Annotated in this window: 23 protein-coding genes; all 23 read right to left on the bottom strand. The window is 41.5% G+C overall.

Going from position 1 to position 23815, the window contains the following annotated elements; all coding sequences use genetic code 11:
- Nucleotides 1-17: 17 nt before the first annotated feature.
- The 23 genes from codY to smc all read right to left on the bottom strand — a co-directional run bounded on the left by codY (nucleotide 18) and on the right by smc (nucleotide 23739).
- Nucleotides 18-797 carry a GTP-sensing pleiotropic transcriptional regulator CodY gene (gene codY / locus QR42_RS07735; RefSeq protein WP_007499612.1) on the bottom strand — a complete coding sequence of 260 codons (780 nt, stop codon included), beginning with the start codon at nucleotides 795-797 and terminating at the stop codon, nucleotides 18-20.
- Between the two features lie 34 nt (nucleotides 798-831).
- Nucleotides 832-2232 (bottom strand): ATP-dependent protease ATPase subunit HslU, encoded by a 1401-nt coding sequence (gene hslU, locus QR42_RS07730; RefSeq protein ID WP_039178511.1) that lies wholly within the window; start codon nucleotides 2230-2232, stop codon nucleotides 832-834.
- Between the two features lie 16 nt (nucleotides 2233-2248).
- Nucleotides 2249-2794 carry an ATP-dependent protease subunit HslV gene (hslV, locus tag QR42_RS07725; protein ID WP_024424181.1) on the bottom strand — a complete coding sequence of 182 codons (546 nt, stop codon included), beginning with the start codon at nucleotides 2792-2794 and terminating at the stop codon, nucleotides 2249-2251.
- 14 nt (nucleotides 2795-2808) lie between these two features.
- On the bottom strand, nucleotides 2809-3726 hold the full coding sequence (gene xerC / locus QR42_RS07720; protein WP_039178508.1) for a tyrosine recombinase XerC: 918 nt from the start codon (nucleotides 3724-3726) through the stop codon (nucleotides 2809-2811).
- Between the two features lie 62 nt (nucleotides 3727-3788).
- Nucleotides 3789-5093: an FADH(2)-oxidizing methylenetetrahydrofolate--tRNA-(uracil(54)-C(5))-methyltransferase TrmFO gene (gene trmFO, locus QR42_RS07715; RefSeq protein ID WP_039178506.1), complete on the bottom strand. Its 1305-nt coding sequence runs from the start codon at nucleotides 5091-5093 to the stop codon at nucleotides 3789-3791.
- A gap of 70 nt (nucleotides 5094-5163) precedes the next feature.
- Nucleotides 5164-7239 (bottom strand): type I DNA topoisomerase, encoded by a 2076-nt coding sequence (gene topA / locus QR42_RS07710; RefSeq protein ID WP_039178505.1) that lies wholly within the window; start codon nucleotides 7237-7239, stop codon nucleotides 5164-5166.
- Nucleotides 7240-7432: 193 nt separating this feature from the next.
- Complete coding sequence (gene dprA, locus QR42_RS07705) at nucleotides 7433-8335, bottom strand: DNA-processing protein DprA (RefSeq protein WP_039178503.1); 903 nt, start codon at nucleotides 8333-8335, stop codon at nucleotides 7433-7435.
- 63 nt (nucleotides 8336-8398) lie between these two features.
- On the bottom strand, nucleotides 8399-9301 hold the full coding sequence (gene sucD, locus QR42_RS07700) for a succinate--CoA ligase subunit alpha (protein ID WP_007499624.1): 903 nt from the start codon (nucleotides 9299-9301) through the stop codon (nucleotides 8399-8401).
- Nucleotides 9302-9323: 22 nt separating this feature from the next.
- A complete protein-coding gene (gene sucC / locus QR42_RS07695; RefSeq protein WP_024426972.1) occupies nucleotides 9324-10484 on the bottom strand; it encodes an ADP-forming succinate--CoA ligase subunit beta in 1161 nt (386 codons plus the stop codon).
- 176 nt (nucleotides 10485-10660) lie between these two features.
- Nucleotides 10661-10936: a FlhB-like flagellar biosynthesis protein gene (locus QR42_RS07690; RefSeq protein WP_003211418.1), complete on the bottom strand. Its 276-nt coding sequence runs from the start codon at nucleotides 10934-10936 to the stop codon at nucleotides 10661-10663.
- The gene (locus QR42_RS07685) at nucleotides 10933-12672 is read right to left on the bottom strand and encodes a hypothetical protein (RefSeq protein WP_039178501.1); all 1740 of its coding nucleotides are present in this window, start codon (nucleotides 12670-12672) and stop codon (nucleotides 10933-10935) included. The genes QR42_RS07690 and QR42_RS07685 overlap by 4 nt, the downstream gene beginning before the upstream one ends.
- Nucleotides 12673-12698: 26 nt before the next feature.
- Entirely contained in the window at nucleotides 12699-13463 is a 765-nt protein-coding gene (locus QR42_RS07680; RefSeq protein ID WP_039178498.1) for a ribonuclease HII, read from the bottom strand.
- Nucleotides 13464-13539: 76 nt separating this feature from the next.
- On the bottom strand, nucleotides 13540-14388 hold the full coding sequence (gene ylqF, locus QR42_RS07675; RefSeq protein WP_024424188.1) for a ribosome biogenesis GTPase YlqF: 849 nt from the start codon (nucleotides 14386-14388) through the stop codon (nucleotides 13540-13542).
- A 90-nt stretch (nucleotides 14389-14478) separates the two neighbouring features.
- Nucleotides 14479-14826: a 50S ribosomal protein L19 gene (gene rplS / locus QR42_RS07670; protein WP_008354510.1), complete on the bottom strand. Its 348-nt coding sequence runs from the start codon at nucleotides 14824-14826 to the stop codon at nucleotides 14479-14481.
- 137 nt (nucleotides 14827-14963) lie between these two features.
- Nucleotides 14964-15698, bottom strand: coding sequence for a tRNA (guanosine(37)-N1)-methyltransferase TrmD (gene trmD / locus QR42_RS07665; protein ID WP_039178494.1), 735 nt, complete (start codon nucleotides 15696-15698; stop codon nucleotides 14964-14966).
- Nucleotides 15695-16219 (bottom strand): ribosome maturation factor RimM, encoded by a 525-nt coding sequence (gene rimM, locus QR42_RS07660; protein ID WP_039178492.1) that lies wholly within the window; start codon nucleotides 16217-16219, stop codon nucleotides 15695-15697. The genes trmD and rimM overlap by 4 nt, the downstream gene beginning before the upstream one ends.
- Before the next feature lie 8 nt (nucleotides 16220-16227).
- On the bottom strand, nucleotides 16228-16614 hold the full coding sequence (locus QR42_RS07655) for a YlqD family protein (RefSeq protein WP_024424191.1): 387 nt from the start codon (nucleotides 16612-16614) through the stop codon (nucleotides 16228-16230).
- A 103-nt stretch (nucleotides 16615-16717) separates the two neighbouring features.
- Nucleotides 16718-16963, bottom strand: a complete 246-nt coding sequence (locus QR42_RS07650; RefSeq protein ID WP_024424192.1) for a KH domain-containing protein — start codon at nucleotides 16961-16963, stop codon at nucleotides 16718-16720.
- On the bottom strand, nucleotides 16963-17235 hold the full coding sequence (gene rpsP / locus QR42_RS07645; RefSeq protein ID WP_008344841.1) for a 30S ribosomal protein S16: 273 nt from the start codon (nucleotides 17233-17235) through the stop codon (nucleotides 16963-16965). Before rpsP ends, QR42_RS07650 begins: the two co-directional genes overlap by 1 nt.
- A gap of 105 nt (nucleotides 17236-17340) precedes the next feature.
- Complete coding sequence (ffh, locus tag QR42_RS07640; protein WP_024426967.1) at nucleotides 17341-18681, bottom strand: signal recognition particle protein; 1341 nt, start codon at nucleotides 18679-18681, stop codon at nucleotides 17341-17343.
- Between the two features lie 13 nt (nucleotides 18682-18694).
- On the bottom strand, nucleotides 18695-19027 hold the full coding sequence (locus QR42_RS07635) for a putative DNA-binding protein (protein WP_012009935.1): 333 nt from the start codon (nucleotides 19025-19027) through the stop codon (nucleotides 18695-18697).
- Nucleotides 19028-19170: 143 nt separating this feature from the next.
- The gene (ftsY, locus tag QR42_RS07630) at nucleotides 19171-20157 is read right to left on the bottom strand and encodes a signal recognition particle-docking protein FtsY (RefSeq protein ID WP_024424194.1); all 987 of its coding nucleotides are present in this window, start codon (nucleotides 20155-20157) and stop codon (nucleotides 19171-19173) included.
- 21 nt (nucleotides 20158-20178) lie between these two features.
- Nucleotides 20179-23739 carry a chromosome segregation protein SMC gene (smc, locus tag QR42_RS07625; protein WP_039178489.1) on the bottom strand — a complete coding sequence of 1187 codons (3561 nt, stop codon included), beginning with the start codon at nucleotides 23737-23739 and terminating at the stop codon, nucleotides 20179-20181.
- Nucleotides 23740-23815 lie beyond the last annotated feature (76 nt).

Here is a 23815-nt window from a genome sequence, read left to right as displayed (position 1 = left end):
CTAAAAAGGGTTTTTGATTAATGAGATTTTAAATTTTCGAGTTCAATTAAAAATTTGTTGTTTAACACTTTGATGTACGTTCCCTTCATTCCAAGAGAACGAGATTCGATTACGCCTGCACTTTCTAACTTACGTAATGCGTTTACGATCACTGAACGAGTGATCCCTACACGGTCTGCAATTTTACTTGCGACAAGAAGACCTTCGTTTCCATCAAGCTCTTCAAAAATGTGCTCAATCGCTTCAAGCTCACTGTATGATAGAGAGCTAATCGCCATTTGGACAACCGCTTTACTTCTTGCTTCTTCTTCGATTTCCTCTGCTTTCTCGCGAAGAATCTCCATTCCAACAACTGTTGCCCCGTATTCAGCAAGAATTAAATCATCATCTGTGAATGTATCTTGTAAGCGGGACAGGATTAACGTACCTAAACGATCTCCTCCGCCGATAATTGGAACAATTGTTGTTAAACCTGATTGGAATAAGTCACGGTTCTCAATCGGGAAAGCTGTATATTCACTGTTAATATCAAGGTTTGAAGACGTTTCTGGGACATTGAATAGACTCTTTGTATATTCTTCAGGGAACTGACGATCTTCAAGCATTTTTTTCATACGTGCATTTTCGATCTGTTGATTAATGGAGTAACCAAGAAGCTTTCCCCTTCTGCTTAATACGAAAATGTTTGAATCAATGACATCTCTCAGTGTTTCCGCCATTTCTTTGAAATTAACTGGTTTCCCCGCTGCATCTTGCAGCATTGAGTTAATAATCCTTGTTTTTTGTAGTAACGCCATAATAATGATCCTCCTAGATTACTTTATTCATTTGTTAAAGTATAAATTGACTTAAATCTTTGTTATTTGCAATCTTTCCTAGCTTCTCTTCGACATACTGAGGGGTAATGGTCACTGTCTCCATCGTAATATCAGGCGCCTCAAATGAAAGCTCTTCAAGCAGCTTCTCAAGTATGGTATGAAGCCTTCTTGCACCGATGTTATCTGTCTCCTGATTGACATGATAAGCCACTTCGGCAATCTTATGAATAGCATCGTCAGAAAATTCAAGAGATATACCTTCTGTTTCAAGTAAAGCTTTATATTGCTTTAATAATGCATTATCTGGTTCCGTTAAGATTTTCACAAAGTCTTCTATACTTAATTTATCTAATTCTACACGAATTGGGAAGCGCCCCTGAAGCTCGGGAATCAAATCTGATGGCTTTGCCATATGAAATGCACCTGCTGCAACAAAAAGCACATGATCAGTTTTAACGGCACCATATTTCGTCATCACAGTTGAACCTTCTACAATCGGTAAAATATCACGCTGAACCCCTTCACGAGAAACATCTGCAGATGATGCACCGCCGCTTTTGGCGATTTTGTCGATTTCATCGATAAAAATAATTCCTTGCTGCTCTGCTTTGTAGACCGCTTCCTGACTGACTTCATCCATATCAATCAGTTTTGAAGCTTCCTCAGCCGTTAACGCCTTTCTTGCTTCTCTGACAGTCAGCTTTCTGCGTTTTTTCTTTTTAGGCATGAGATTGCCGAGCGCATCCTGCATGTTCATACCCATTTGCTCCATACCCGAGCCTTGAAGCATATCAAACATGGAAGGCTGCTGTTCTTCTACTTCGATCGTGACGTAATGATCTTCAAGTTCTCCCATCGCCAGCTGATGAGCAATTCGCTTTCTTGTCGATTCGAGTTCCACTTCTTCATTTGAATGATCTCGATCACGGTCATCTTCATCTGAACCGCCAAACAGCATCTCAAAAGGATTTTTTACAGACTGGCTTTTTTTCTTACCAGGAACAAGTAAATGAACAAGACGTTTATTTGCTTGTTTTTCTGCTTCATCTTGAACATCTTTCATTTTTTCTTCTTTGACGAGTCTAATCGCTGTTTCAACTAAATCTCTCACCATTGACTCTACGTCACGGCCAACATAACCCACTTCAGTAAATTTCGTCGCTTCCACTTTAATAAAAGGCGCACCAGAAATTCGAGCAATTCTTCGGGCAATTTCTGTTTTCCCCACACCTGTAGGGCCGATCATTAAAATATTTTTAGGAACGACTTCATCCTTTAGCTTATCATGTAAAAGACTTCTTCTGTAACGGTTTCTTAAAGCCACCGCCACTGCTTTTTTCGCATCAAGCTGACCAATGATATATTGATCAAGCTTTTCAACTATCTCTCTTGGGGTGAACGGCTTTTTCTCCATACGTCTCATGTCCTTTCTATTCAAGCTCTTCTAAAGTGATTTGATCGTTCGTGTAGACACAGATTTCTCCGGCCGTTTCAAGAGCGGCCTTTGCAATTTCTCTCGCTGAGAGATGATCACCTGCATGGGTTTTGAGTGCTCTCCCTGCGCTAAGGGCATAGTTGCCGCCTGAGCCAATGGCCAAAATCCCATCATCTGGTTCAATGACCTCTCCAGTTCCAGAGACGAGCAGGATGCTCTCTTTGTTCATGACGATGAGCATGGCCTCAAGCTGCCTTAGCATCTTGTCACTTCGCCATTCCTTCGCTAGTTCTACGGCTGCCCGCTTTAAGTTGCCACCATATTCTTCAAGCTTTGTTTCAAACTTTTCAAAGAGTGTAAACGCATCTGCTACTGAACCTGCAAAACCTGCAAGCACCTTGCCTCCGAAAAGACGGCGCACTTTTTTTGCTGTGTGTTTCATCACGACAGCCTGCCCGAAAGTGACTTGACCGTCGCCAGCCATTGCACTTTTTCCTTTATGTTGAACGGCAAAGATGGTTGTTGCATGAAATGATGACATGAAAAAACCTCCTTTTAGGATCGTTTAAAAGCCCTTGGGTGATGAGACATGTACGTGTTTCTTAAAGAATCTTTTGATACATGCGTGTACACCTGTGTAGATGATAAATTTGAATGACCGAGAAGTTCTTGAACACTTCTCAAATCCGCCCCCTCGTTTAAGAGATGCGTGGCAAAGGTGTGCCTTAACATGTGAGGATGGATATGTAATGTACCTGACGCCTTTTTCATTAATTCAGTGAGAATGAATCGAACACCTCGGTCTGTAAGAGGCGCCCCGCGCTGATTCAAAAACACATGTGCATCAGCGCGGTCTTTCCCCTTAGATTTCAGCTTCTGCCTTCCATCCTCTAAATAAGTAATGAGCGCTTCATGAGCATATGACCCGAAAGGAACATACCGCTGCTTGCTGCCTTTCCCATGAACAAGCACTGTATCCATCGATAAATCAAGATCAGATTCTTTTAATGAACATAACTCACTGACCCTCATACCTGTTGCATAAAGAAGTTCTAAAATGGCTTGATTTCTTTGCCCAAGCGGTGTGCTGACATCAGAAACTGTAAAAAGCTCTTTTAGTTCCTCCTCATACAAAAATGAAGGAATCCGCTTATCCTGTTTTGGTAAGCTAACGAGTAAAAAAGGATTTTCTTTCACAAGCTGTTCTCTTAATAAAAATTTATAAAAGCTGCGAAGCGCAGAGACTTTCTTACTAATCGTTCTTCTTGCCAGGCCTTTTTCATAAGCTTCTGTTAAATAAATTCTCGTATCTTGATAGGATACCTCTTCAAAACCGTCTATTCCTTGAATGTTCATAAATCTGACAAACTCTTCAATGGCTTCTGTATATCCTGAGATCGTTAAAGCTGAATAGTTTTTTTCAATTTGCAGATATTCAATGAATAAGTGGACAAGACGCTGTTTATTCGTCATTTTTACACCTCTTTAAGGCTTTTAAATGGTATCACATATCTTGCTTTCCGTGCAATGTTTTACTACAGAGATTTCGAAATAGTTTGAATAGTTTCGATTGCGCGCTTAGCGTACTCTGCATAACGTTCTTGTTTGTTTTTAATTCGAACACCTAGATCTTTCAGCAAACCAAAATTCGCATTCATCGGCTGGAAGCTTTTCTTGTTTGTCGACGTGATGTAATAAGCCATACTGCCAATCGCCGTTTCCTCAGGAAGTGTCACAAGCTCTTCCCCTTTAACAAAACGAGCGGCGTTAATGCCAGCCACAAGTCCGGAAGCTGCAGACTCGACATACCCTTCAACGCCTGTCATTTGTCCGGCAAAGAATAGATCATCTCTATTTTTAAACTGATAAGTCGGTCTTAAAAGGCTTGGCGAGTTAATAAATGTATTACGGTGCATTACCCCGTAACGAACAATCTCTGCTTCTTCAAGGCCTGGAATCAAACGGAATACTTTCTTTTGATCGCCCCACTTTAGATGTGTCTGGAAGCCAACGATGTTATATAAAGTACCTGCTGCATCATCCTGTCTTAATTGAACAACAGCGTAAGGTCTTTTTCCTGTTTTCGGATCTTCCAGTCCTACTGGCTTCATCGGGCCAAACAGCATCGTTTTCTTTCCTCTTTTCGCCATGACTTCAATTGGCATACAGCCTTCAAAGAAGATTTCTTTTTCAAATTCTTTTAATGGCACAGTTTCAGCAGAAATGAGCGCCTCATAAAAACGATCGAATTCTTCTTCTGTCATTGGACAGTTTAAATATGCGGCTTCCCCTTTGTCATAGCGTGATTTCAAATACACCTTATCCATATCAATGCTATCTTTCTCTAGAATAGGTGCCGCTGCATCGTAGAAATAGAGATATTCTTCTCCTGTTAACGATTTTAATTCTTTTGAAAGTGCTTCTGATGTCAGCGGGCCAGTCGCGATAATTGTCGGACCTTCTGGAATGCTTTGCACTTCTTCTTGAAAGACCGTAACATTCGGATGATTTTTCACGCGATCTGTCACGTTTGCTGCAAATTCATGACGGTCTACTGCAAGCGCGCCGCCTGCAGGAACTGAGCTTTCATCTGCTGCTGCGATAATGGCTGAATCTAAATGACGCATTTCTTCCTTTAATACACCTACTGCATTCGTCAAAGCGTTCGCACGCAGTGAGTTGCTGCATACAAGCTCCGCAAATTTATCTGTGTGGTGAGCCGGCGTTTGTTTCACAGGTCTCATTTCGTATAAATTGACTTTAATTCCTCGTTTAGCGATTTGCCATGCAGCTTCACTTCCAGCTAAACCGGCTCCGATCACATTTACAAATTGACTCATTGGACAACTCTCCTATTTCGTAAGTTCTGTTTGATGACATAAAAAAGCAGGTGAACAAGGCTGCTCACCGCTATTTTTGTTGTTCCTCTTTATAATCACAGTTCACACATTGAACTTGAACGCCTTTTTTCAGCTTTTTCTCTACAAGCATATTTTCGCATTTTGGACACTTTCTTTCAATTGGTTTGTCCCAAGAAACGAATTCACACTCTGGAAAACGATCACAGCCGTAAAAAATGCGGCGTTTCTTCGATTTTCGTTCAACGATGTTTCCTTCATGACATGACGGGCATTTGACACCGATATCTTTGACAATTGGTTTTGTGTTACGGCAGTCAGGAAAGTTAGAGCACGCCATGAACTTGCCGTATCTACCCATTTTGTACACCATCGGATGTCCGCACTCTTCACAATCAACACCTGCGTATTCCGGCTCAATCTCAACTTCTTGCATCTCTGCTTCAGCTTTTTCTACCCGTTTTGCAAAGTCTTGATAGAAGCTGTCGATAATACGAACCCATTCGATCGTACCTTCTTCAACACTATCAAGTTCCTTTTCCATTTTCGCTGTAAATTCAACGTTAATGATTTCAGGAAAGAATTCGATGATTAAGTTGAGTACAATCTCTCCAAGCTCTGTCGGAGTAAATCGTTTATTATCAAGCGCGACATAACCGCGCTTTTGAATCGTATCTAATGTTGGTGCATACGTAGATGGACGGCCTATACCGAGCTCTTCAAGTGTTTTGACCAATCTTGCCTCTGTGTAGCGTGGAGGCGGCTGTGTGAAATGCTGTTCAGGTTCGATATCTTTTGAAAGGACTGTATCCCCTTCTTTCAGATCAGGAAGCATTTTGTCCTTTTCCTCGAGCTGGTCGTCCTTCCCTTCTACATAAACCTTCATAAACCCAGGGAATTTCACTTTACTTCCATTCGCACGGAAAGTAAGACCATTATGATCAAGATCCACACTCATTGTATCAAGAACAGCCGGCGCCATTTGGCTTGCCACGAATCGTTCCCAAATCAATTTGTACAGGCGAAGCTGATCACGGCTTAGCACATGCTTGACATCTGCCGGTTTTCTTAACGTAGAAGTCGGACGGATGGCTTCGTGAGCATCTTGTGCGTTTTCATTCTTTTTAGCCGTTCGTTTTGTTGTATTTAAGAAATTCTTGCCGTACGTCTGATCAATGAAAGCAGATACTTCTTCAATCGCCGTATTTGAAATACGTGTTGAGTCCGTTCTCATATAAGTGATGAGACCGACTGTACCTTCTTTACCAAGATCAATTCCTTCATATAATTGCTGTGCAATCATCATCGTCTTTTTCGCACGGAAGTTTAATTTTCTTGCAGCCTCCTGCTGTAAAGTAGAAGTCGTAAACGGAACAGCTGGATTACGCTTTCGCTCTTTTTTCGTTACTTTCTCTACAGAGAATTTGCTTCCCTTTAATTTCGAAAGGATTTCTTTTACATCTTCTTTTGTTTTCAGTGGATGCTTTTTCCCGTTGAGGCCAAAGAAACTTGCTTCGAAGCTTTCTTTTCCTTTGAGGAATGTACCGTCAATTGTCCAGTATTCTTCTGGTTTAAATTCATTAATTTCATTCTCGCGATCAATAATGAGTCGAAGTGCAACTGATTGAACACGGCCAGCACTTAAACCCTTTTTCACTTTCTTCCATAAAATCGGACTGATTTTATACCCAACGAGACGATCTAAAATTCGTCTTGCCTGCTGTGCATCAACTAAGTCCATATCGATCATACGAGGATGCTTAAAGGAATCTTTAATCGCATCTTTTGTAATCTCGTTAAAAACAACACGGCAGTCAGAAGAGAGGTCAAGGTCAAGGCTATGTGCTAAATGCCAAGCAATCGCTTCTCCCTCTCTATCGGGGTCAGCCGCGAGAAAGACTTTCTTTGCTTTTTTCGCCGCTGTTTTTAATTCCTTTAGAACTGGGCCTTTCCCGCGAATCGTAATATATCTCGGTTCGAAGTCATGATCAGTGTCAACACCGAGCTGACTTTTCGGTAAATCCCTGACGTGTCCCATTGAAGCTTTTACTTTATACTTTTTTCCTAAATAACGCTCAATCGTTTTCGCCTTTGCTGGCGACTCAACGATGACTAAATAATCAGCCATACTCAAAATCCCCCTTAAGAGGTGTTCTCTCTTTATACATTTCACAATTCATATTTATGTTAATTGCACCTATCTAACAGGCAATCGTTAAAAATTCTTTATGATGAACATCATTATAAACACGAAAAACAAAGTGTAAACTTAAATCCTCACTATTATTAAATATTCCGATGTCTTTTGTCAAACGATATTTTTATGAGAGTTCAGTATATTGAACGCTGCGGAAGGAGAATTCCTCTAAAATATCCTTTGTAGAATGAACAAGCTTTGCTCCCTGCTGAATGAGTCTTGCCGGTCCTGTGGAATTAGGATCAAAGATGGAACCGGCAACCGCAAATACTTCTTTTCCTTGCTCAAGTGCTTGATAGGCTGTAATAAGAGAACCGCTCTTTTCTTTGCACTGAATGACAATGGTTCCTCTCGTCAACGCACTAATTAAACGATTTCTCATTGGAAAATGCCACTTTTCTGGTTTGACATAAGGCGGATGCTCTGACAAAAGCAAATGATGCTCGCCCATGTATTGAGCCATTTGCGCATGCTCTTTTGGGTATAAATGCTGAAAGCCACCGGCTATAATGCCAATCGTTTTCCCTTTTTTCCTGATGCACTCTTTATGTGCCAGTCCATCGATTCCTTTAGCTAGCCCACTAACAATCATCCACTCTTCTTTGACAAGCTCACCAACAATTTTTTTCACACATGCTTCTCCATAAGATGATGGAAGTCGCGTGCCGACTACACCTAAACTTTTTTCTTCATTTAAATATGATACGTTTCCTTTTAGGAATAACACAGGGGGAGGATCATAAATATTTTTTAGAGTGCTTGGATATAAGGGTGATGTGATGGGAATCATGTGAATGTTTTGCTTTAAATAGGCTTGAACGATGTGTTGAAAAATGGGGAATTCATTTTCTTCAGCTTGTTTTAAGCGGGTAAAGTCGATCGTTTGTAATGCTCGATCCTGTTTAAAATGATGTGTTTCTTCATTTATATATAGCTCAGGATCGACTTTCCACCATTTTGTAAGTAATGAGGGTGAGATGAGGCCTTTTAAGCGGTGAAAAATCATTCTTTCGGACACGTTGTACATACCATTCCTCCAGTTTAAGATAGAAAGAAGAAGACTTGTCAAAGAACAAGTCTTCTTGTGTCATTAATGCGTTTTACAAGCTTCGAAGAGATTCTTCTCTTTTAATACTTTAATCAACGTTTCTCCCATGACAGATGGTGTTTCTGCCACTTCAATTCCACATTCACGCATTGTTTTTACTTTTTCATCAGCTGTTCCTTTACCACCAGAAATAATGGCACCAGCATGTCCCATACGTTTTCCTGGAGGCGCCGTTTTACCGCCAATAAAGCCTACGACTGGTTTAGTCATATTTGCTTTTACCCATTCAGCTGCTTCTTCTTCAGCCGTACCACCGATTTCACCGATCATAATCACAGCATGCGTTTCAGGATCTTCATTGAATGCTTTTAACACATCAATAAAGTTTGTCCCATTTACCGGGTCCCCCCCGATGCCTACAGCTGTCGATTGACCAACGCCAGCTTCTGAAAGCTGATGTACCGCTTCATATGTAAGCGTTCCAGAACGAGAAACAACACCCACATGACCTTTTTTATGAATGTAGCCAGGCATGATACCAATTTTACATTCTTCAGGTGTGATGACACCTGGGCAGTTTGGTCCAACAAGTCTTGTTTTCTTACCTTCCATGTAACGCTTCACTTTGACCATGTCCAGAACTGGAATATGTTCTGTGATACAAATGACGAGATCGACTTCTGCGTCAACAGCCTCTAAAATGGCATCTGCCGCAAATGGTGCTGGTACATAGATAACAGAAGCGTTCGCTCCAGTTGTCTGAACTGCTTCAGATACAGTATTAAATACAGGAACTCCTTCTACTTCAGTTCCACCTTTTCCAGGTGTGACACCGCCAACAATATTTGTTCCGTACTCAATCATTTGTTTTGTATGGAACAATGCGGTTGAACCGGTAATCCCCTGAACAATTACTCTCGTATTTTTATTAATAAATACACTCATTTAGGTTCCCTGCCTTTCTGCTCTACTTGACTAAAGATACAATCTTTTCTGCCCCGTCAGCCATAGACTCAGCAGAAGTGATATTTAAGCCTGAATCACTCAGGATTTTCTTCCCTAATTCAACGTTTGTTCCTTCCAGACGTACAACAAGTGGTAATGTTAAGCCGACTTGTTTCGTCGCTTCAACAACACCTTCTGCAATGACATCACATTTCATGATGCCGCCAAAAATGTTCACGAAAATCCCTTTTACATTTTGATCAGATAAGATGATTTTAAATGCTTCCGTTACTTTTTCAGCTGTTGCACCGCCGCCAACATCTAGGAAGTTTGCAGGGTCCCCGCCGTAATGCTTGATGATATCCATTGTAGACATCGCAAGACCTGCTCCATTGACCATACAGCCAATATTTCCATCTAGAGAAATGTAGCTTAAGTCATATTTAGATGCTTCAATTTCTTTTGGATCCTCTTCATCAAGGTCACGGTATTCTAATATATCTTTTTGTCTATATAAGGCATTGCTATCAAAGTTTAATTTTGCATCAAGTGCCATGACTTTTCCATCGCCTGTTACAACCAGTGGATTAATCTCAGCAATTGAACAATCTTTTTCAATAAACGCATTGTAAAGGCTTGTCATAAACTTAACAGCTTGGCCAACTAATTTTGTTGGAATATTAATTTTAAATGCTACTTCTCTCGCCTGATAGCCTTGCAGGCCAATCGCTGGGTCGATGACAACTTTGACGATTTTTTCTGGCGTTTTTTCTGCTACTTCTTCAATTTCAGTACCGCCTTCTTCAGATGCCATCAATACAATTCTTGATGTCGCTCTGTCCAAAACTAGTCCAACATAGTATTCCTTTTGAATATCGCAGCCTTCTTCAATAAGTAAGCGTTTTATTTCGCGCCCTTCAGGCCCTGTTTGATGTGTGACAAGTGTCTTGCCGAGCAATTCCTCTGCAAACCCTTTCACTTCATCTTTCGTTTTTGCAATTTTTACCCCGCCTGCTTTACCACGGCCGCCTGCATGAATCTGTGCTTTTACGACATATACAGAGCTCCCTAGCTCTTCTGATGCTTTCACTGCTTCATCAGGTGTAAATGCTACTTTACCATTTGGAACTGAAACCCCATATTTTCTTAGGATTTCTTTTCCTTGGTACTCATGGATATTCATTTCCCATCCTCCCAACATATGTAGAAACAAAAATTATAAAATAGACTGCGCTTTCATTTTAAAGAATAAAAAAGAGAATGTCTAGGGTTCTATGTAAAATCGTAAAATCCTTCTAAACATTCAAACTTTTATTTTATTAAAAATATAAATTTTTCAGTCAAATCACTTATTTTACCTTATTTTTTCATTTTTTGATCTAACCTGTAGATAAACGAAAAAATTTCTGCTACAGTATCGTATAACGCTTCAGGGATCTCCTCATCTAACGTTAAGTGGCGCATGAGTTCGACTAAATTACGGTCTTCTTGAATAGGGACTCCCGACTTTTTTGCTTCTTCAATAATATGATCTGCCACATAGCCGCTGCCTGTTGCAACGACTTTTGGCGCCTTTTGTTTTTCTTCATCGTAATGCAGAGCGACCGCTCTTCTAAGCGGTTTTGAATCCTTCATACTCGTAAGTCCAGCCCTTTCTCGCTGATTTTATGAAAGTGTTCATCTAGAAATTGAGACGGATCTACTGGCTCTTGTCTCTTTTTTGCTGTAATTCCCGTTAAACTGTAACCTAAAGCATTTAAATTCTCCCGAACAGCCGGAATCATCGGATTAATGGTTCCTTGCAGTTCATGAGCTGTCTCGACAGTAATGGACATGACCTTTTGCTGAATCGTACAGTCTATTAAGGTTTCTTCAAGGTTTTCCATGTTTAAATAAAACATCAGGCGGCACTGAGAAATATCAATAGAGCCATCTTTTTTCTTATGTCCCTTTAGTATAAAGGTTAAATCTTGAACACTATGTTTTGAGAAAAGAGGATAGGAAACCATCATTTGACTGACGGTTTGGTTCTCCTGCTGCACAAATAACTGTCCATTCAATCTATGAAATAATTGATCCACTTCTTTTTTAACGTGCTCTGGTAAATCAGCCTGTCTCACATCATTTAAGGTAAGCTTTAATTGGTGCAGCTCCTGACTTTTGACATCCTGGCTGCCTTTTTCAAGCAGTTTCAGCATACCAATTTCATCACGCACACCGATTGCCTTTTTCATCGTCATTAGTAAATCGAGCACATCAGTTTTATTGCTTAATGTTGGTTCAGTCTGCTGCACCGCCTGAGCTAATGCTTTCGCCTCTGGTTTCGAAAGGAATGGAAACTCTTTTTGAAGCACAGCTGCTTTTGCGTCAGGCTGAGTGCCTGCCTGCTGGAGTCCGTGCAGCAATGCTGTGAGCTGTTTTACGTTGGGTTCTTGCTGCCCATCTGCACCTTGTTTCATCAAGCTGGCCAGTATCCGCTCAATTTGCTGAAGCGGGATTTGCAGCTCTTTTGGACTTGTTGACTGCTGCTGCGCGTTTGTCTGAAGAACTTGGGACGGCTGACGCTCTTGAACGATTGGGGCTTGGCTATTTTCTTTTTGCTGAGACGAGTTGAGCTGAGTCGTTACTGGTATATTACCGCCTTGCTTCGCCTCGCCTTCTCTCGCTGCTAGAAGGACTGATAAGAGCTTTTCTGCATGGATGGCTGTCTCTGCATCTACAACTGACCGAACGGCTTGTGTAAGGGTCTGTGTAGCATCTGTGTGCTTCGGAAGCTGTGTTAATTGATTTAGCAGCGCTGTTATATCCTGATGAAGAGCAGAGGATGATTTCACGGCTAAAATAGATTGAAGTACCCCTTGCTGGATCGGTAAATCTTTCTTTAAAGCAAAGAGGAGTGCTTGGAGCCCTTTCTTCACATCAGCTCCTTGAAGCTGTTCGATCCATTTCACTGCCGTTCTTAACTCTCCTTCGTTAATGACGGACTTTTCCTTTAAAAAAGCTGTAGCTGTCAGCATGTTTTCAAGCCCATTTTTCAGTGAAAGTCCTTCTAATAGTTTGGCTGCTGCATCCTTTAACGTCTTAGGATCTTGATCAAATTGCTGAACGGGTCTTAGTTTATTGAGGCTGCCTCCGCCCTCTTGTTCAAATTGGAACCAATAAAATGCGTCTGCTTTAAGCTGGGCCGCCAGCTGCGCTTTTATTTTCGTTGAGCCTATTTGAACAAGGGCTGTATCATCTCCAAGCATTTTTAGTACTTTACCGAGAATCAGCCGATGAACATTTTCCTTCCCTTCGGTGTTTAATGGAACAGATTCAGCCGTATTCAGCCGGCTATTCAGTGCTGTATGTATATCCTCAACTCTTGTCATCACAGGCAGCCTCCTTAGATTAAAATTTATGATATAACAGATTTCACTGGCGCAAACGATAATCGGTGGATTGGGGCCGCACCATGTGTTTGAATCGCAGCCAAGTGCTCTTTCGTTCCGTACCCTTTATGTTTTTCAAATTGATACTCAGGATACTTACGCCCATACTCTTCCATCATCTGATCCCTTGTCACCTTCGCAATACATGCACCTGCTGCAATGGATGCACTTTTTGCATCTCCTTTGATGATATTCTCTTGGTGAGTTGAAAGCGGGAGTGTCATGGCATCTATGAGTAGATAATCTGGTGTATGAGTTAACTGTTCCACAGCTCTCACCATCGCCAGTCTTGATGCTTCGTAAATATTGATTTCGTCAATCGTAGCCGCATCAACAATGCCGATTCCGATATCAAGTGCTTCTTTTTGAATTAAATCATAATAAGCCAATCTTTTTTTCTCAGATAATTGCTTTGAGTCGTTTAAACCGAGCAGGACTGTATCTTCCTTTAGTATGACGGCTGCTGCCACAACTGGGCCGGCGAGCGGTCCTCTTCCTGCTTCATCTATTCCCGCAATACATGTGTATCCCTGTGCCTTTGCTTTGTTTTCAAATTGCAGCATGTCATCCCATCCCACGCGAAGTGCTTGCTGCTTTTCTCTCTCTTTGTGCCACTTTTCTATGAGTTTTTGGACACTTTTTCTCGTATCATCTTTCACAAGCTCACGAATGTATGACTCATCGCCTGCATGCTTTTCTATTAGTTCTTTTATTTGTTTCACAGTGTACATAGGCTTTTTCGCAGCCTCCTTCTTTATATCGGCAGTTTTTCGCAAAAAATAAAGACCCGCATGAGCTGCGTGTCTTTTAGCTTTCAGGCTTCTCAAAAGTGAGGGGACCAAATTTTTCTGTTCGAATATCCCGAATAATGATTTCGGTGGTTTTGTCATAGTTTATGAATCCCCCGCTCATTAGACAGCCGCGCTTAGTGCCAATTGCATCAAACAGCTCAACCGTATCTTCAGGTATCTCCGCTAGGTCATAGCGTTTTTTTAATCGCTCTGGGTAGTTCTCTTCTAGAAAACGAAGTGCATACACAGCGACATCCTGTAAGTTGATGATCGAATCTTTGATCGCTCCGGTCACCGCAAGTCTGAGTCCTACTTGCTCATCTTCAAACTTCGGCCAGAGGATTCCAGGGGTATCGAGCAGCTCTAGTTCTTTCCCTACCTTTACCCATTGCTGTGATGTCGTAATACCAGGACGGTCTCCTGTTTTGGCAATGTTCTTTTTCGCTAAACGATTGATTAAGGTCGATTTTCCGACGTTGGGAATCCCGATAATCAGTGCTCGAATGGCACGTGGTTTGACGCCTTTTGCTTTCATGCGGTCGAACTTTTCTTTTAAAATTTCTTTTGAAGTTGTGATGATCTGATTTAACCCTTGTCCATCGACAGAGTTAATAGCTAGTGACCGAACGCCTTGCTGCTCAAAATGCGCCTGCCACTCCTTTGTCATACGAGGATCTGCTTTATCTGCTTTGTTTAATAGCATGATTTTGGGTTTATTTTGAAGGATTTCTTCGATCATTGGGTTTCTAGAGGACATCGGAATTCTTGCATCGGTTAATTCAAATACGATGTCGATGAGCTTTAATTTTTCTGTGACTTCACGTCTTGCTTTTGCCATATGGCCTGGAAACCATTGAATCGTCATATGTGCACCTTCTCTCTTCTACCTGTTATCTTTATACATTGTACAAAAAAAGAGCCTGTTACAGGTAACAAGCTCTTTCCTTTGATATCATTATCGTCTGATTTCTTTGATACGAGCCGCTTTACCGCGAAGTTCACGTAGGTAGTAAAGTTTCGCACGACGTACCTTACCGTGACGTACAACTTCGATCTTAGCGATTTTTGGTGTGTGTACAGGGAATGTACGCTCAACGCCTACACCGTAAGAGATCTTACGAACTGTGAAAGTTTCGCTGATTCCACCACCACGACGCTTAATTACAACACCTTCAAAGATCTGGATACGCTCACGAGTACCCTCGACAACTTTAACGTGTACACGTAAAGTGTCACCAGGACGGAACGCAGGAAGATCAGTGCGTAATTGTTCTTTTGTGATTTCTTCAATCAAATGTTGCATCGTTTTCAACTCCTTCCAACAGATGCTCATGTCCTCTTTCTTCATTGCAGCGGAACATCGTTTTCAAACTTGGATCAGCAAGCCGTCCAAGTCACAAGTAGTATCATACCATACCTCTATGCCGTGTGCAATACAATCTAGTCATTATGAAGCTGCCAAAGCCATCTTTTTTCTTCATTCGTTAACGTTTTGCAAGAATCGATCAAATCTGGGCGTCTTGTATAGGTTCGCTTCAATGATTCTTTGCGCCGCCACTCTTCTATTTTGGCATGATTTCCAGAGAGGAGCACATCCGGCACTTTTAGTCCTTTATAATCCGCTGGCCTTGTATAGTGCGGGTGCTCAAGCAGACCTGTACTGAATGAATCTTCGATGTGAGACGCTTCTTTTCCAAGCACATGAGGCAAAAGCCTGACCACACTGTCTGCAATCATCATCGCTGGCAGCTCTCCGCCTGTGAGGACGAAATCTCCGATTGAGATCTCATCTGTGACAAGATGCTCCCTGATGCGCTCATCGTAGCCTTCATAGTGGCCGCAAATGAACATAAGATGCTCTTCTTTTGCAAGTTCTTCTGCCTTCTTTTGTGTATATCTTTCCCCTTGAGGACAGACAAGAATAACTCGGGGCTTCGTGCTTGCTTTCTTCGTTAAATCTTCTACCGCATCAAATACGGGCTGTGCTTTCAGTACCATACCAGCACCGCCGCCATACGGATAGTCATCCACTGTTTTATGCTTATGATCTGAATACTCTCTAAAATTGACGACTTGAAATGAGACGGCATCTTTCTCCTGTGCTTTTTTTAAGATGGATGAGTGAAGCACACCATCGAACATTTCAGGAAAAAGAGTTAAGAAATCGATTTTCATTCGTCAATGAGTCCTTCCATCACTTCTATGTGTACGGTTTTGGATGAGATATCGATGTTTTTGACGACAGATGGAATATATGGAATGAGGGCATCTTTTTTGCCTTTTCTTCCAATCACCCACACATCATTTGCCCCTGGCGTAAGAATTTCTTTGATTTGACCGATCAGCTTGTCCTCTTCATCGTATACTTCACAGCCAATGATTTGGTGGAAATAAAATTCTCCTTCGTCTAATGACCCAAGATGTTCTTTTTCTACCTTTAAGATTGACTCTTTCAGAAGCTCTGCTTCATTTAATGAGTTGATTTCTTCAAATGTGAGCAAATCAAACTGTTTGTGCTGGCGGTGTGATGCGACAGTCACTTTCAGCGGCTCATTTTGGCCTTGTTTAAAAATATAGAGCACGCTTCCCTTTTTGTAACGCTCTTCTGGGAAATCCGTCTTTGACACGACGCGTACTTCTCCACGCACTCCGTGTGTATTGACGATCTTTCCAACATTCAACCATTCTAGCTCCATGTTCTCAATCACCCCTGACGTATTTCCACAATGGTGCCGTCTTTCACGACGATGACATTATCTTGCATTTTGTCATCCCATTTATCACCTATTTTTACTTCAACCAGTGCATCCACTTCTGTTTCTTTCATTTCACTTCCAAGCGGCAAAATATGAAGCTGCTCTACTTGAAAATCAATCTGCCTGATCTTCTCTTGCCTTTTATCGATCGCTTTTTGAAATTGAGGGATGGCTTCTTGCTGATGTGGTTCTTTTTCATGTTTTTTTAGTTGAAAATATAATTGATTGCATTCACGTTCTAGTCTTTCTTTTTTCTCCAAAAAAGTCGTTAACAGTTTGTCCTTACTGCTTTCAGTTAATACTTGCATCACGGTGACATGTTGAATGATCTGCATCTTCCTTTTTGTCCCCCTATCCGAAGGCATTTGTCCTCTACAGTATAACGAAAAATAGATTTAAACGTGTAAAAAAAGGGGAGGTCCTAAGCCCTCTCCCTTTTTAGTCAGCAATCTCAAGTTGAACTTTCTTAGAAGACTCTGCACTTGCTGCAAAAATGACTGTTCGTATCGCTTTTGCTGTACGTCCCTGCTTTCCGATCACTTTTCCGGTATCTTCAGCATTGACAGACAGTGTGTAAATCACCTGCTCATCTTTTTCTAATGAAGATACGTGAATATCTTCAGGGAAATCAACAAGTGGCTCGACGATGGACACAATCAATTCTTCCAAGGACAGCTCATTCATTATTTGCTGTTTTTCGCATTATGAAATTTTTCAAGAATTCCTTGGCTTGAGAAAAGGTTGCGAACTGTATCAGATGGTTTCGCACCATTTTGAAGCCATTTAAGCGCTAATTCTTCGTTGATTTTCACCTCAGCTGGTGATACCACTGGGTTGTAAGTTCCAACTGTTTCGATGAAACGACCGTCACGTGGTGAACGAGAATCTGCTACAACAATACGATAGAAAGGAGATTTTTTTGCTCCCATACGTTTTAAACGAATTTTTACTGCCATTTTACTAGCACCTCCGAAAATATTTCAACAAGATAGTATATTAACAATGATAAAAGGGTTTGTAAAGTGTTTTTTCTTAACAACGGTTTTATCATGTATAACCAATTACATAAATGGTAATTTAAAGCCCTTTTTCTTTCCTTTGGACATGTTGGTCATTTGCTTCATCATCTTTTTCATTTCATCAAATTGCTTTAAAAGGCGATTGACTTCCTGTACAGATGTTCCGCTTCCTTTTGCAATCCGTTTTCTTCGGCTTGCATTGATGACCTCTGGCTGTTCTTTTTCCTGAGTCGTCATTGATTTAATGATCGCTTCAATGTGATTGAGCTGCTTTTCGTCCACTTGGACGTTTTTGAGCCCTTTCATTTTACCGGCTCCCGGCATCATTTGGATCAGTTCATCAAGAGGACCCATATTGCGAACTTGGCCAAGCTGCTCGAGGAAATCATCGAGCGTGAAGCTCATTGTCCGCATTTTTTGCTCAAGCTCTTTCGCTTTATCTTGGTCGACGTTTGCCTGTGCTTTTTCAATCAGCGTGAGCACATCTCCCATGCCAAGAATTCTTGATGCCATCCGCTCCGGATGGAATGGTTCAATTGCATCAAGCTTTTCTCCTAGTGCAGCGAATTTAATCGGCGTATTGGTGACAGCTCGAATAGAAAGGGCTGCACCGCCTCTTGTATCACCGTCTAGTTTTGTGAGAACAACACCTGTTAAACCAAGCTGTTCATTAAAGCTTTTTGCGACATTGACAGCATCTTGACCAGTCATAGAGTCAACAACTAGGAAAATTTCTTCTGGATTCGCTACTTCTTTTACTTTTTGAAGTTCATCCATTAATTCTTCATCGATATGAAGACGTCCTGCTGTATCTAAAATGACATAATCATGGTGTTCTTCTTTCGCTTTTTCAATTGCCTGTTTGGCAATTTCGACAGGGCTGACTTGATCACCTAATGAAAACACCGGCATATCAAGCTGTTTCCCAAGCGTTTGAAGCTGCTGGATCGCTGCTGGTCTATAAATATCAGCAGCCACCATCATCGGCTTGCGATTATGTTTTTTGCGAAGTAAATTGGCAAGCTTCCCAGTTGTGGTTGTTTTACCTGCCCCTTGAAGACCAACCATCATAATGACTGTTGGAGATTTTTTCGCTACAGCGATCTTACTCTCTTCTCCGCCCATTAATTCAGTGAGTTCTTCTTTTACAACTTTAATGACCTGTTGTCCAGGGGTAAGGCTTTTCATGACCTCTTGTCCAACTGCCCGCTCACTTACTTTTTTCACAAAGTCTTTGACTACTTTAAAATTGACGTCAGCTTCAAGAAGGGCAAGGCGTACCTCGCGCATCATTTCTTTTACATCTTGCTCTGACACTTTTCCTTTGCCGCGGATTTTTGAAATCGTCTGCTGCAGTCGGTCGGCTAATCCTTCAAATGCCATACTGTGCCGCCTCCTAATCTAATTTCTCAAGCGATTCAATTAAAGCTTCTGCTTCTTCCGTTTGCGCAGAATCAGCTACAAGCTCTCTCATTTTTTTGAGAAGTTCTTTACGCTCTTTAAATTTCTTAAACAAGAGCAGCTTTTCTTCATATTGTTCAAGCATCGCTTCAGTCCGTTTAATATTATCATAAACAGCCTGCCTTGATACTTCATATTCATCCGCAATTTCACCGAGGGAAAAATCGTCTAGGTAGTAAAGCGACATGTAGCTCTTTTGCTTTGCGGTCAACAACGATTGATAGAAGTCAAACAAGTAATTCATTCTCGTTGTTTTTTCAAGCGTCATGGGCTCTCTCCCCTTTGTTAAGTTCATTCCCTTTACATCAACTAAGTTTACACGGTTCTCTTCTGTGTGTCAAGTTTTTATCTTGTCACTTCATGAAGCTACGTATAAATAAAAATGCCAGCAGTTTTGCCGGCATTTTTTTGTCAGTCTTGTTGATCAATTACGTCTGAGAATAATCCATACACATACGATTCTGCATCAAACTCTTGCAGATCGTCCACCTTTTCACCTAAACCGACAAGCTTTACTGGGATGTTCAGCTCATTTCGAATCGCAAGAACAATTCCGCCTTTTGCAGTACCGTCAAGCTTTGTTAAAGCAATCCCTGTCACATTTGTCGCTTTAGAAAATTCCTTGGCTTGTGCCATGGCGTTTTGACCTGTTGTCGCATCAAGAGCGAGCAATACTTCATGAGGTGCATCTGGAACCTCGCGTTCAATGACTCTCTTGACTTTCTCCAGCTCTTTCATCAAGTTGACTTTGTTTTGAAGTCTTCCTGCTGTATCGCAGATGAGGACATCTGCATTTTTCGCTTTTGCTGATTGGACGGCATCATAGATCACCGCTGCTGGATCAGAGCCTGCTGTTTGTTTGACGACAGGAACACCTGAACGCTCTCCCCAAACTTCAAGCTGCTCGATCGCACCGGCACGGAACGTATCACCTGCTGCTAAAATAACGGATTTCCCTTCATTTTTCAGCTTGTTTGCAAGCTTACCGATAGTCGTTGTTTTCCCAACACCGTTGACGCCTACAAACAAAATGATATTCAAACGCCCGTCTTCAATGTTCAGCGCAGAAATTTGTTCCTCTCCGCTATTGTAGATGTCAACCAGTTTTTCAGAAATCACCGCTTGTACTTCACTTGGGTCTTGAATGTTTCTTAATTTCACTTCTTTTTTCAGCTCATCAATCAGTTCCATCACAGTTGTGAAACCAACATCAGCGCCGATCAGAACCTCTTCGAGCTCTTCAAAAAAGTCTTCATCGACTTTGCGGTAGCGAGAAATCAGTTCATTTACTTTTCCTTGGAAGGAGTTTCTCGTTTTTTCGAGTCCATCTTTAAACTTTTCAGATACTGAATCGGTTTGCTGCGTAAATTTTTCTTTTAATTTCTTAAAAAAGCTCATTGGTTCAAAAACCTCCTTTAATTACTGGACAAGCTCTTTTGTTTCTTCTAGTTTGACAGATACAAGCTTAGAAACACCTGATTCCTGCATGGTCACACCATAGAGCACATCGGCTTCTTCCATTGTTCCCTTGCGGTGCGTAATGACAATGAACTGTGTTTCCTCGCTGTATTTCTTTAAATATTGCGCAAAACGGAAAACATTTGCTTCATCAAGCGCCGCTTCTACCTCATCTAATACGCAGAATGGAACAGGTCTCACTTTTAAAATAGAGAATAGTAAAGCGATCGCTGTTAAGGCTCTCTCCCCGCCTGAAAGCAGGCTTAAGTTTTGCAGTTTTTTCCCTGGCGGCTGCGCGACAATATCAACGCCAGAGTTGAGCAAATCATTTGGATCTGTCAGCTTAAGATCGGCTCTTCCGCCGCCAAATAATGCTTGGAATACAGATTCAAAGTGCCTGCGAATTTGAGAGAATGTCTCAGAGAAGCGCTTTGTCATCTCTTGATCCATTTCTTCGATGACTTGGAATAATGTATTTTTCGCTTCTGTCAGATCATTTCGCTGCTCTGTTAAGAAGAGATAGCGTTCATTGACACGTTCATACTCGTCAATGCTGCCTAAGTTCACTGTTCCAAGTTCTTCAATCGCTAGTTTGATCAGCTTCACTCGTTTTCTCGCTTCATCTGGCGATAACGTCAACTGATACATCTCTTTTGCTCCTTCAAACGAAAGAGCATATTCATCGTTCAAATAAGCAATCAGGTTATCGAGCTCGACTTCCATACGGCCTAGCTTAATCTCTTCATCTTTTAAGCTTGTGGTGAGCTGCTTGTATAAACGCTTTTGTTCTTTAAGTTCACGTTCAGCGAATTCTAATGTTTCAGAAAGAGCAAGACGCTGCTTACGCCGCTCTGAAATGAGTGCGGTTGTTTTGTTTTTGTTTTCCAGCTTCTCTTTCGCCGCTTCTTCCAGTTGTTCGGCTCCGCTTGAACTAGATGACATTTCACTTGTTAAGAGTGACAGATCTTCTTTTGTTTCCATCAGCGTCTGTTCAGCCTCTTCTAATTCAGCCATTAAGCTCGAAAGCTTTTCTTGTTCATTGGCTAAGGACTGATCTTTTTTGGCAAGCGAGATTTTCAGCTCTGTTAATTCGGCAGAAATGGTTTCTTTCGTTGAGCTTTGCGTCTGCTTACGCTTTGTTAATGTATTGATCTCTTGATCAAGAGCCGTCAATTTTTCACCTATAGAGGCTTCAAGAGTAACCTGCTTTTTGTCCTTATCCGCAAGTTCAGTAGAACGCTGCTGCAATTCTTCTTTTTCTTGATCATAGAGTTCAAGATGAGCATTGATATTTTTTTCTGCGACTTGCAGTTCGTATAATTTCCCTTTGAGTTCTTGCTGCTTTTCGCGAAGCGTTTCGCCGCGCTGGCGCAGTTCGTTTAATTGGCTTTCGTTTGCTCCGATCAATTGCTTCGTTTCTTTTGTTTCTTTTTCAAGGATCGTTGTTTTCTCTTCCATTTCAACGAGCTGCTTTGTTAACGTTTCGATCTCCCGGTTTCTTGAAAGAAGAGAGTTGTTCTTTTTCTTTACGCCGCCACCGGTCATTGAACCGCCGGGGTTCACGACATCTCCATCAAGGGTCACGATACGGTAACGATGTCCAAGCATTTTTGCCAATTCATTGGCGCCTTTTAAGTCTCTAACGATCAGCACAGTTCCAAGTAAATTCTGAATCACCTTTTGATACTTTTCGTCAAAGGAAACGAGGTGACTCGCTACACCGATAAATGCAGCGTGCTGCTCTGCTGTTTGGACATCTCTGAGCTGAATGGTTCTTTCTTTGATGACGTTCATTGGCAGGAAGGTTGCACGTCCAAAGGAATGCTGCTTTAAGTATCCAATCGCTTGTCTCGCAGCAGCTTCATTTTCTGAGACGACGTGCTGCGTGGCTGCACCTAGCGCAATTTCAATTGCTGTCTCATACTGCTGATCCGTTTGAATCAGCTCTGCAATGGCACCGTGAATACCGCCTAACCGTTCTTTTGCCTTTAAGACCTCTTTCACTCCTTGGAAAAAGCCTGAGAAATCTTCCTGCATGGATTCAAGCATCTCTTTTTTTGATTTTGCCTGCTGTACGTATTGATAGGCTTGGTAAAGAGCCGTTTCTTTTTTCTCGTATTGACGTTTCATTTGCTCAAGCTTTTGTTCAGCTTCTCTAAAACGTTTGACTTGTGCCAGAATGTCTTCTTCCAGTGCTGAAAGCTGCTGCTCAGCCTCTGTTTTCTTTTCTTTGACAGACACTCGTTCTTCGATATGTTTTTGGTTATTTTGCGTCAGCCGCTCTAGCTGCATCGCCGCTTGTCGCTGCTGTTCTTCTAGTAATTTACGTTCATTACGGATGGAAGCCTGTTCATTGAGCAGATCAAAATAATCGCTTTTCAGCTGTTCAATTTGAGCTTCCACATCTTCACTATGAAGCGACAGTTGATGCTGCTTTGTGCTCACTTCATCTTTTAGCTGCTGCACTTCTTTTTGCAGGCTGTCCCGCGTGATTTTCTGCTGTTCAATCTTTTCGGTTAACAGTGCCTGCTTTTCAGTTAAGCGAACGAGCGTTTCTTCTAGCTGCCCTTGGTTTGCGGCAGCATTTTTTTTCCGTTCTTTTAGCACTTCTTTTTTTCCTTCAAGTTTTTCTAACTCTTCACTTGTGAAAAGAAGAACTTCTTGCAGGTCATTAATTGATTCGTCAAGCGCTTGAATGCGGTCTCTCGATTCTTCAATTTTGGCTTCTTTTGCTTGGATATCTGCAGACTGCTTCATTTCATCTTGTTTGAAGCGCTCGACTGCTTCACCAAGTGTTGTCCATTTTTCATGAAGTGCTTCGATGTCATGGACAGTGAGGGCGATTTCGACATTTTCAAGCTCTTCTTTTTTTTGCAAATAGTCTTTTGCAATAGAGGCTTGCATTCTTAATGGTTCTACTTGATCTTCTAGTTCATGCAGAATATCTTCTACTCGGTTTAAGTTGTCCTGCGTTTCAAACAGTTTATTCTCGGCTTTTTTCTTTCTTGTTTTATATTTCAAAACACCAGCCGCTTCTTCAAAGATGCTTCTTCTCTCTTCTGCCTTACTTGATAGAATTTCTTCTACCTTTCCTTGACTGATGATTGAAAAAGCTTCTTTTCCAAGACCTGAATCCATGAAAAGATCAATAATATCCTTTAAGCGGACAGATTGATTGTTGATGAGAAATTCACTTTCGCCTGAACGATAAACCCTTCTTGTCACACTGACTTCGTGAAAATCGATCGGTAAAAAGTGGTCTTCGTTATCTAATGTTAAAGTCACTTCTGCTAGATTGACTCTTTTCCTTGAGTCACTTCCTGCAAAAATGATATCTTCCATTTTTCCTCCGCGGAGGCTTTTCGCTGATTGTTCTCCAAGTACCCAGCGGATGGCATCGGTAATATTGCTTTTGCCGCTTCCGTTTGGTCCAACAACAGCTGTGACCCCTTTGACAAAGTCCACGGTCACTCGCTGTGCAAATGATTTGAATCCTATCACGTCTAAACGTTTGAGGAACATGAGAGTGATCCTCCTTATGTATTTAAAGTACTATCATCTTACCATATGAAGTGAAAAAAGATGATGGAAAACAGAG

The organism is Bacillus sp. WP8, assembly GCF_000800825.1.
Lineage (GTDB): Bacteria > Bacillota > Bacilli > Bacillales > Bacillaceae > Bacillus > Bacillus safensis.
The sequence above is the reverse complement of the archived record's forward strand: the minus strand, read 5'-3'. Positions and strand labels throughout refer to the sequence as shown.

What these genes read in the sequence shown, in the direction of transcription:
- codY (WP_007499612.1), bottom strand. Translation starts at nt 797, where the DNA reads ATGGCGTTACTACAAAAAACAAGGATTATTAACTCAATGCTGCAAGAT.
- hslU (WP_039178511.1), bottom strand. Translation starts at nt 2,232, where the DNA reads ATGGAGAAAAAGCCGTTCACCCCAAGAGAGATAGTTGAAAAGCTTGAT.
- hslV (WP_024424181.1), bottom strand. Translation starts at nt 2,794, where the DNA reads ATGTCATCATTTCATGCAACAACCATCTTTGCCGTTCAACATAAAGGA.
- xerC (WP_039178508.1), bottom strand. Translation starts at nt 3,726, where the DNA reads ATGACGAATAAACAGCGTCTTGTCCACTTATTCATTGAATATCTGCAA.
- trmFO (WP_039178506.1), bottom strand. Translation starts at nt 5,093, where the DNA reads ATGAGTCAATTTGTAAATGTGATCGGAGCCGGTTTAGCTGGAAGTGAA.
- topA (WP_039178505.1), bottom strand. Translation starts at nt 7,239, where the DNA reads ATGGCTGATTATTTAGTCATCGTTGAGTCGCCAGCAAAGGCGAAAACG.
- dprA (WP_039178503.1), bottom strand. Translation starts at nt 8,335, where the DNA reads ATGTACAACGTGTCCGAAAGAATGATTTTTCACCGCTTAAAAGGCCTC.
- sucD (WP_007499624.1), bottom strand. Translation starts at nt 9,301, where the DNA reads ATGAGTGTATTTATTAATAAAAATACGAGAGTAATTGTTCAGGGGATT.
- sucC (WP_024426972.1), bottom strand. Translation starts at nt 10,484, where the DNA reads ATGAATATCCATGAGTACCAAGGAAAAGAAATCCTAAGAAAATATGGG.
- QR42_RS07690 (WP_003211418.1), bottom strand. Translation starts at nt 10,936, where the DNA reads ATGAAGGATTCAAAACCGCTTAGAAGAGCGGTCGCTCTGCATTACGAT.
- QR42_RS07685 (WP_039178501.1), bottom strand. Translation starts at nt 12,672, where the DNA reads ATGACAAGAGTTGAGGATATACATACAGCACTGAATAGCCGGCTGAAT.
- QR42_RS07680 (WP_039178498.1), bottom strand. Translation starts at nt 13,463, where the DNA reads ATGTACACTGTGAAACAAATAAAAGAACTAATAGAAAAGCATGCAGGC.
- ylqF (WP_024424188.1), bottom strand. Translation starts at nt 14,388, where the DNA reads ATGACGATTCAATGGTTTCCAGGCCATATGGCAAAAGCAAGACGTGAA.
- rplS (WP_008354510.1), bottom strand. Translation starts at nt 14,826, where the DNA reads ATGCAACATTTGATTGAAGAAATCACAAAAGAACAATTACGCACTGAT.
- trmD (WP_039178494.1), bottom strand. Translation starts at nt 15,698, where the DNA reads ATGAAAATCGATTTCTTAACTCTTTTTCCTGAAATGTTCGATGGTGTG.
- rimM (WP_039178492.1), bottom strand. Translation starts at nt 16,219, where the DNA reads ATGGAGCTAGAATGGTTGAATGTTGGAAAGATCGTCAATACACACGGA.
- QR42_RS07655 (WP_024424191.1), bottom strand. Translation starts at nt 16,614, where the DNA reads ATGCAGATCATTCAACATGTCACCGTGATGCAAGTATTAACTGAAAGC.
- QR42_RS07650 (WP_024424192.1), bottom strand. Translation starts at nt 16,963, where the DNA reads ATGAATGAGCTGTCCTTGGAAGAATTGATTGTGTCCATCGTCGAGCCA.
- rpsP (WP_008344841.1), bottom strand. Translation starts at nt 17,235, where the DNA reads ATGGCAGTAAAAATTCGTTTAAAACGTATGGGAGCAAAAAAATCTCCT.
- ffh (WP_024426967.1), bottom strand. Translation starts at nt 18,681, where the DNA reads ATGGCATTTGAAGGATTAGCCGACCGACTGCAGCAGACGATTTCAAAA.
- QR42_RS07635 (WP_012009935.1), bottom strand. Translation starts at nt 19,027, where the DNA reads ATGACGCTTGAAAAAACAACGAGAATGAATTACTTGTTTGACTTCTAT.
- ftsY (WP_024424194.1), bottom strand. Translation starts at nt 20,157, where the DNA reads ATGAGCTTTTTTAAGAAATTAAAAGAAAAATTTACGCAGCAAACCGAT.
- smc (WP_039178489.1), bottom strand. Translation starts at nt 23,739, where the DNA reads ATGTTCCTCAAACGTTTAGACGTGATAGGATTCAAATCATTTGCACAG.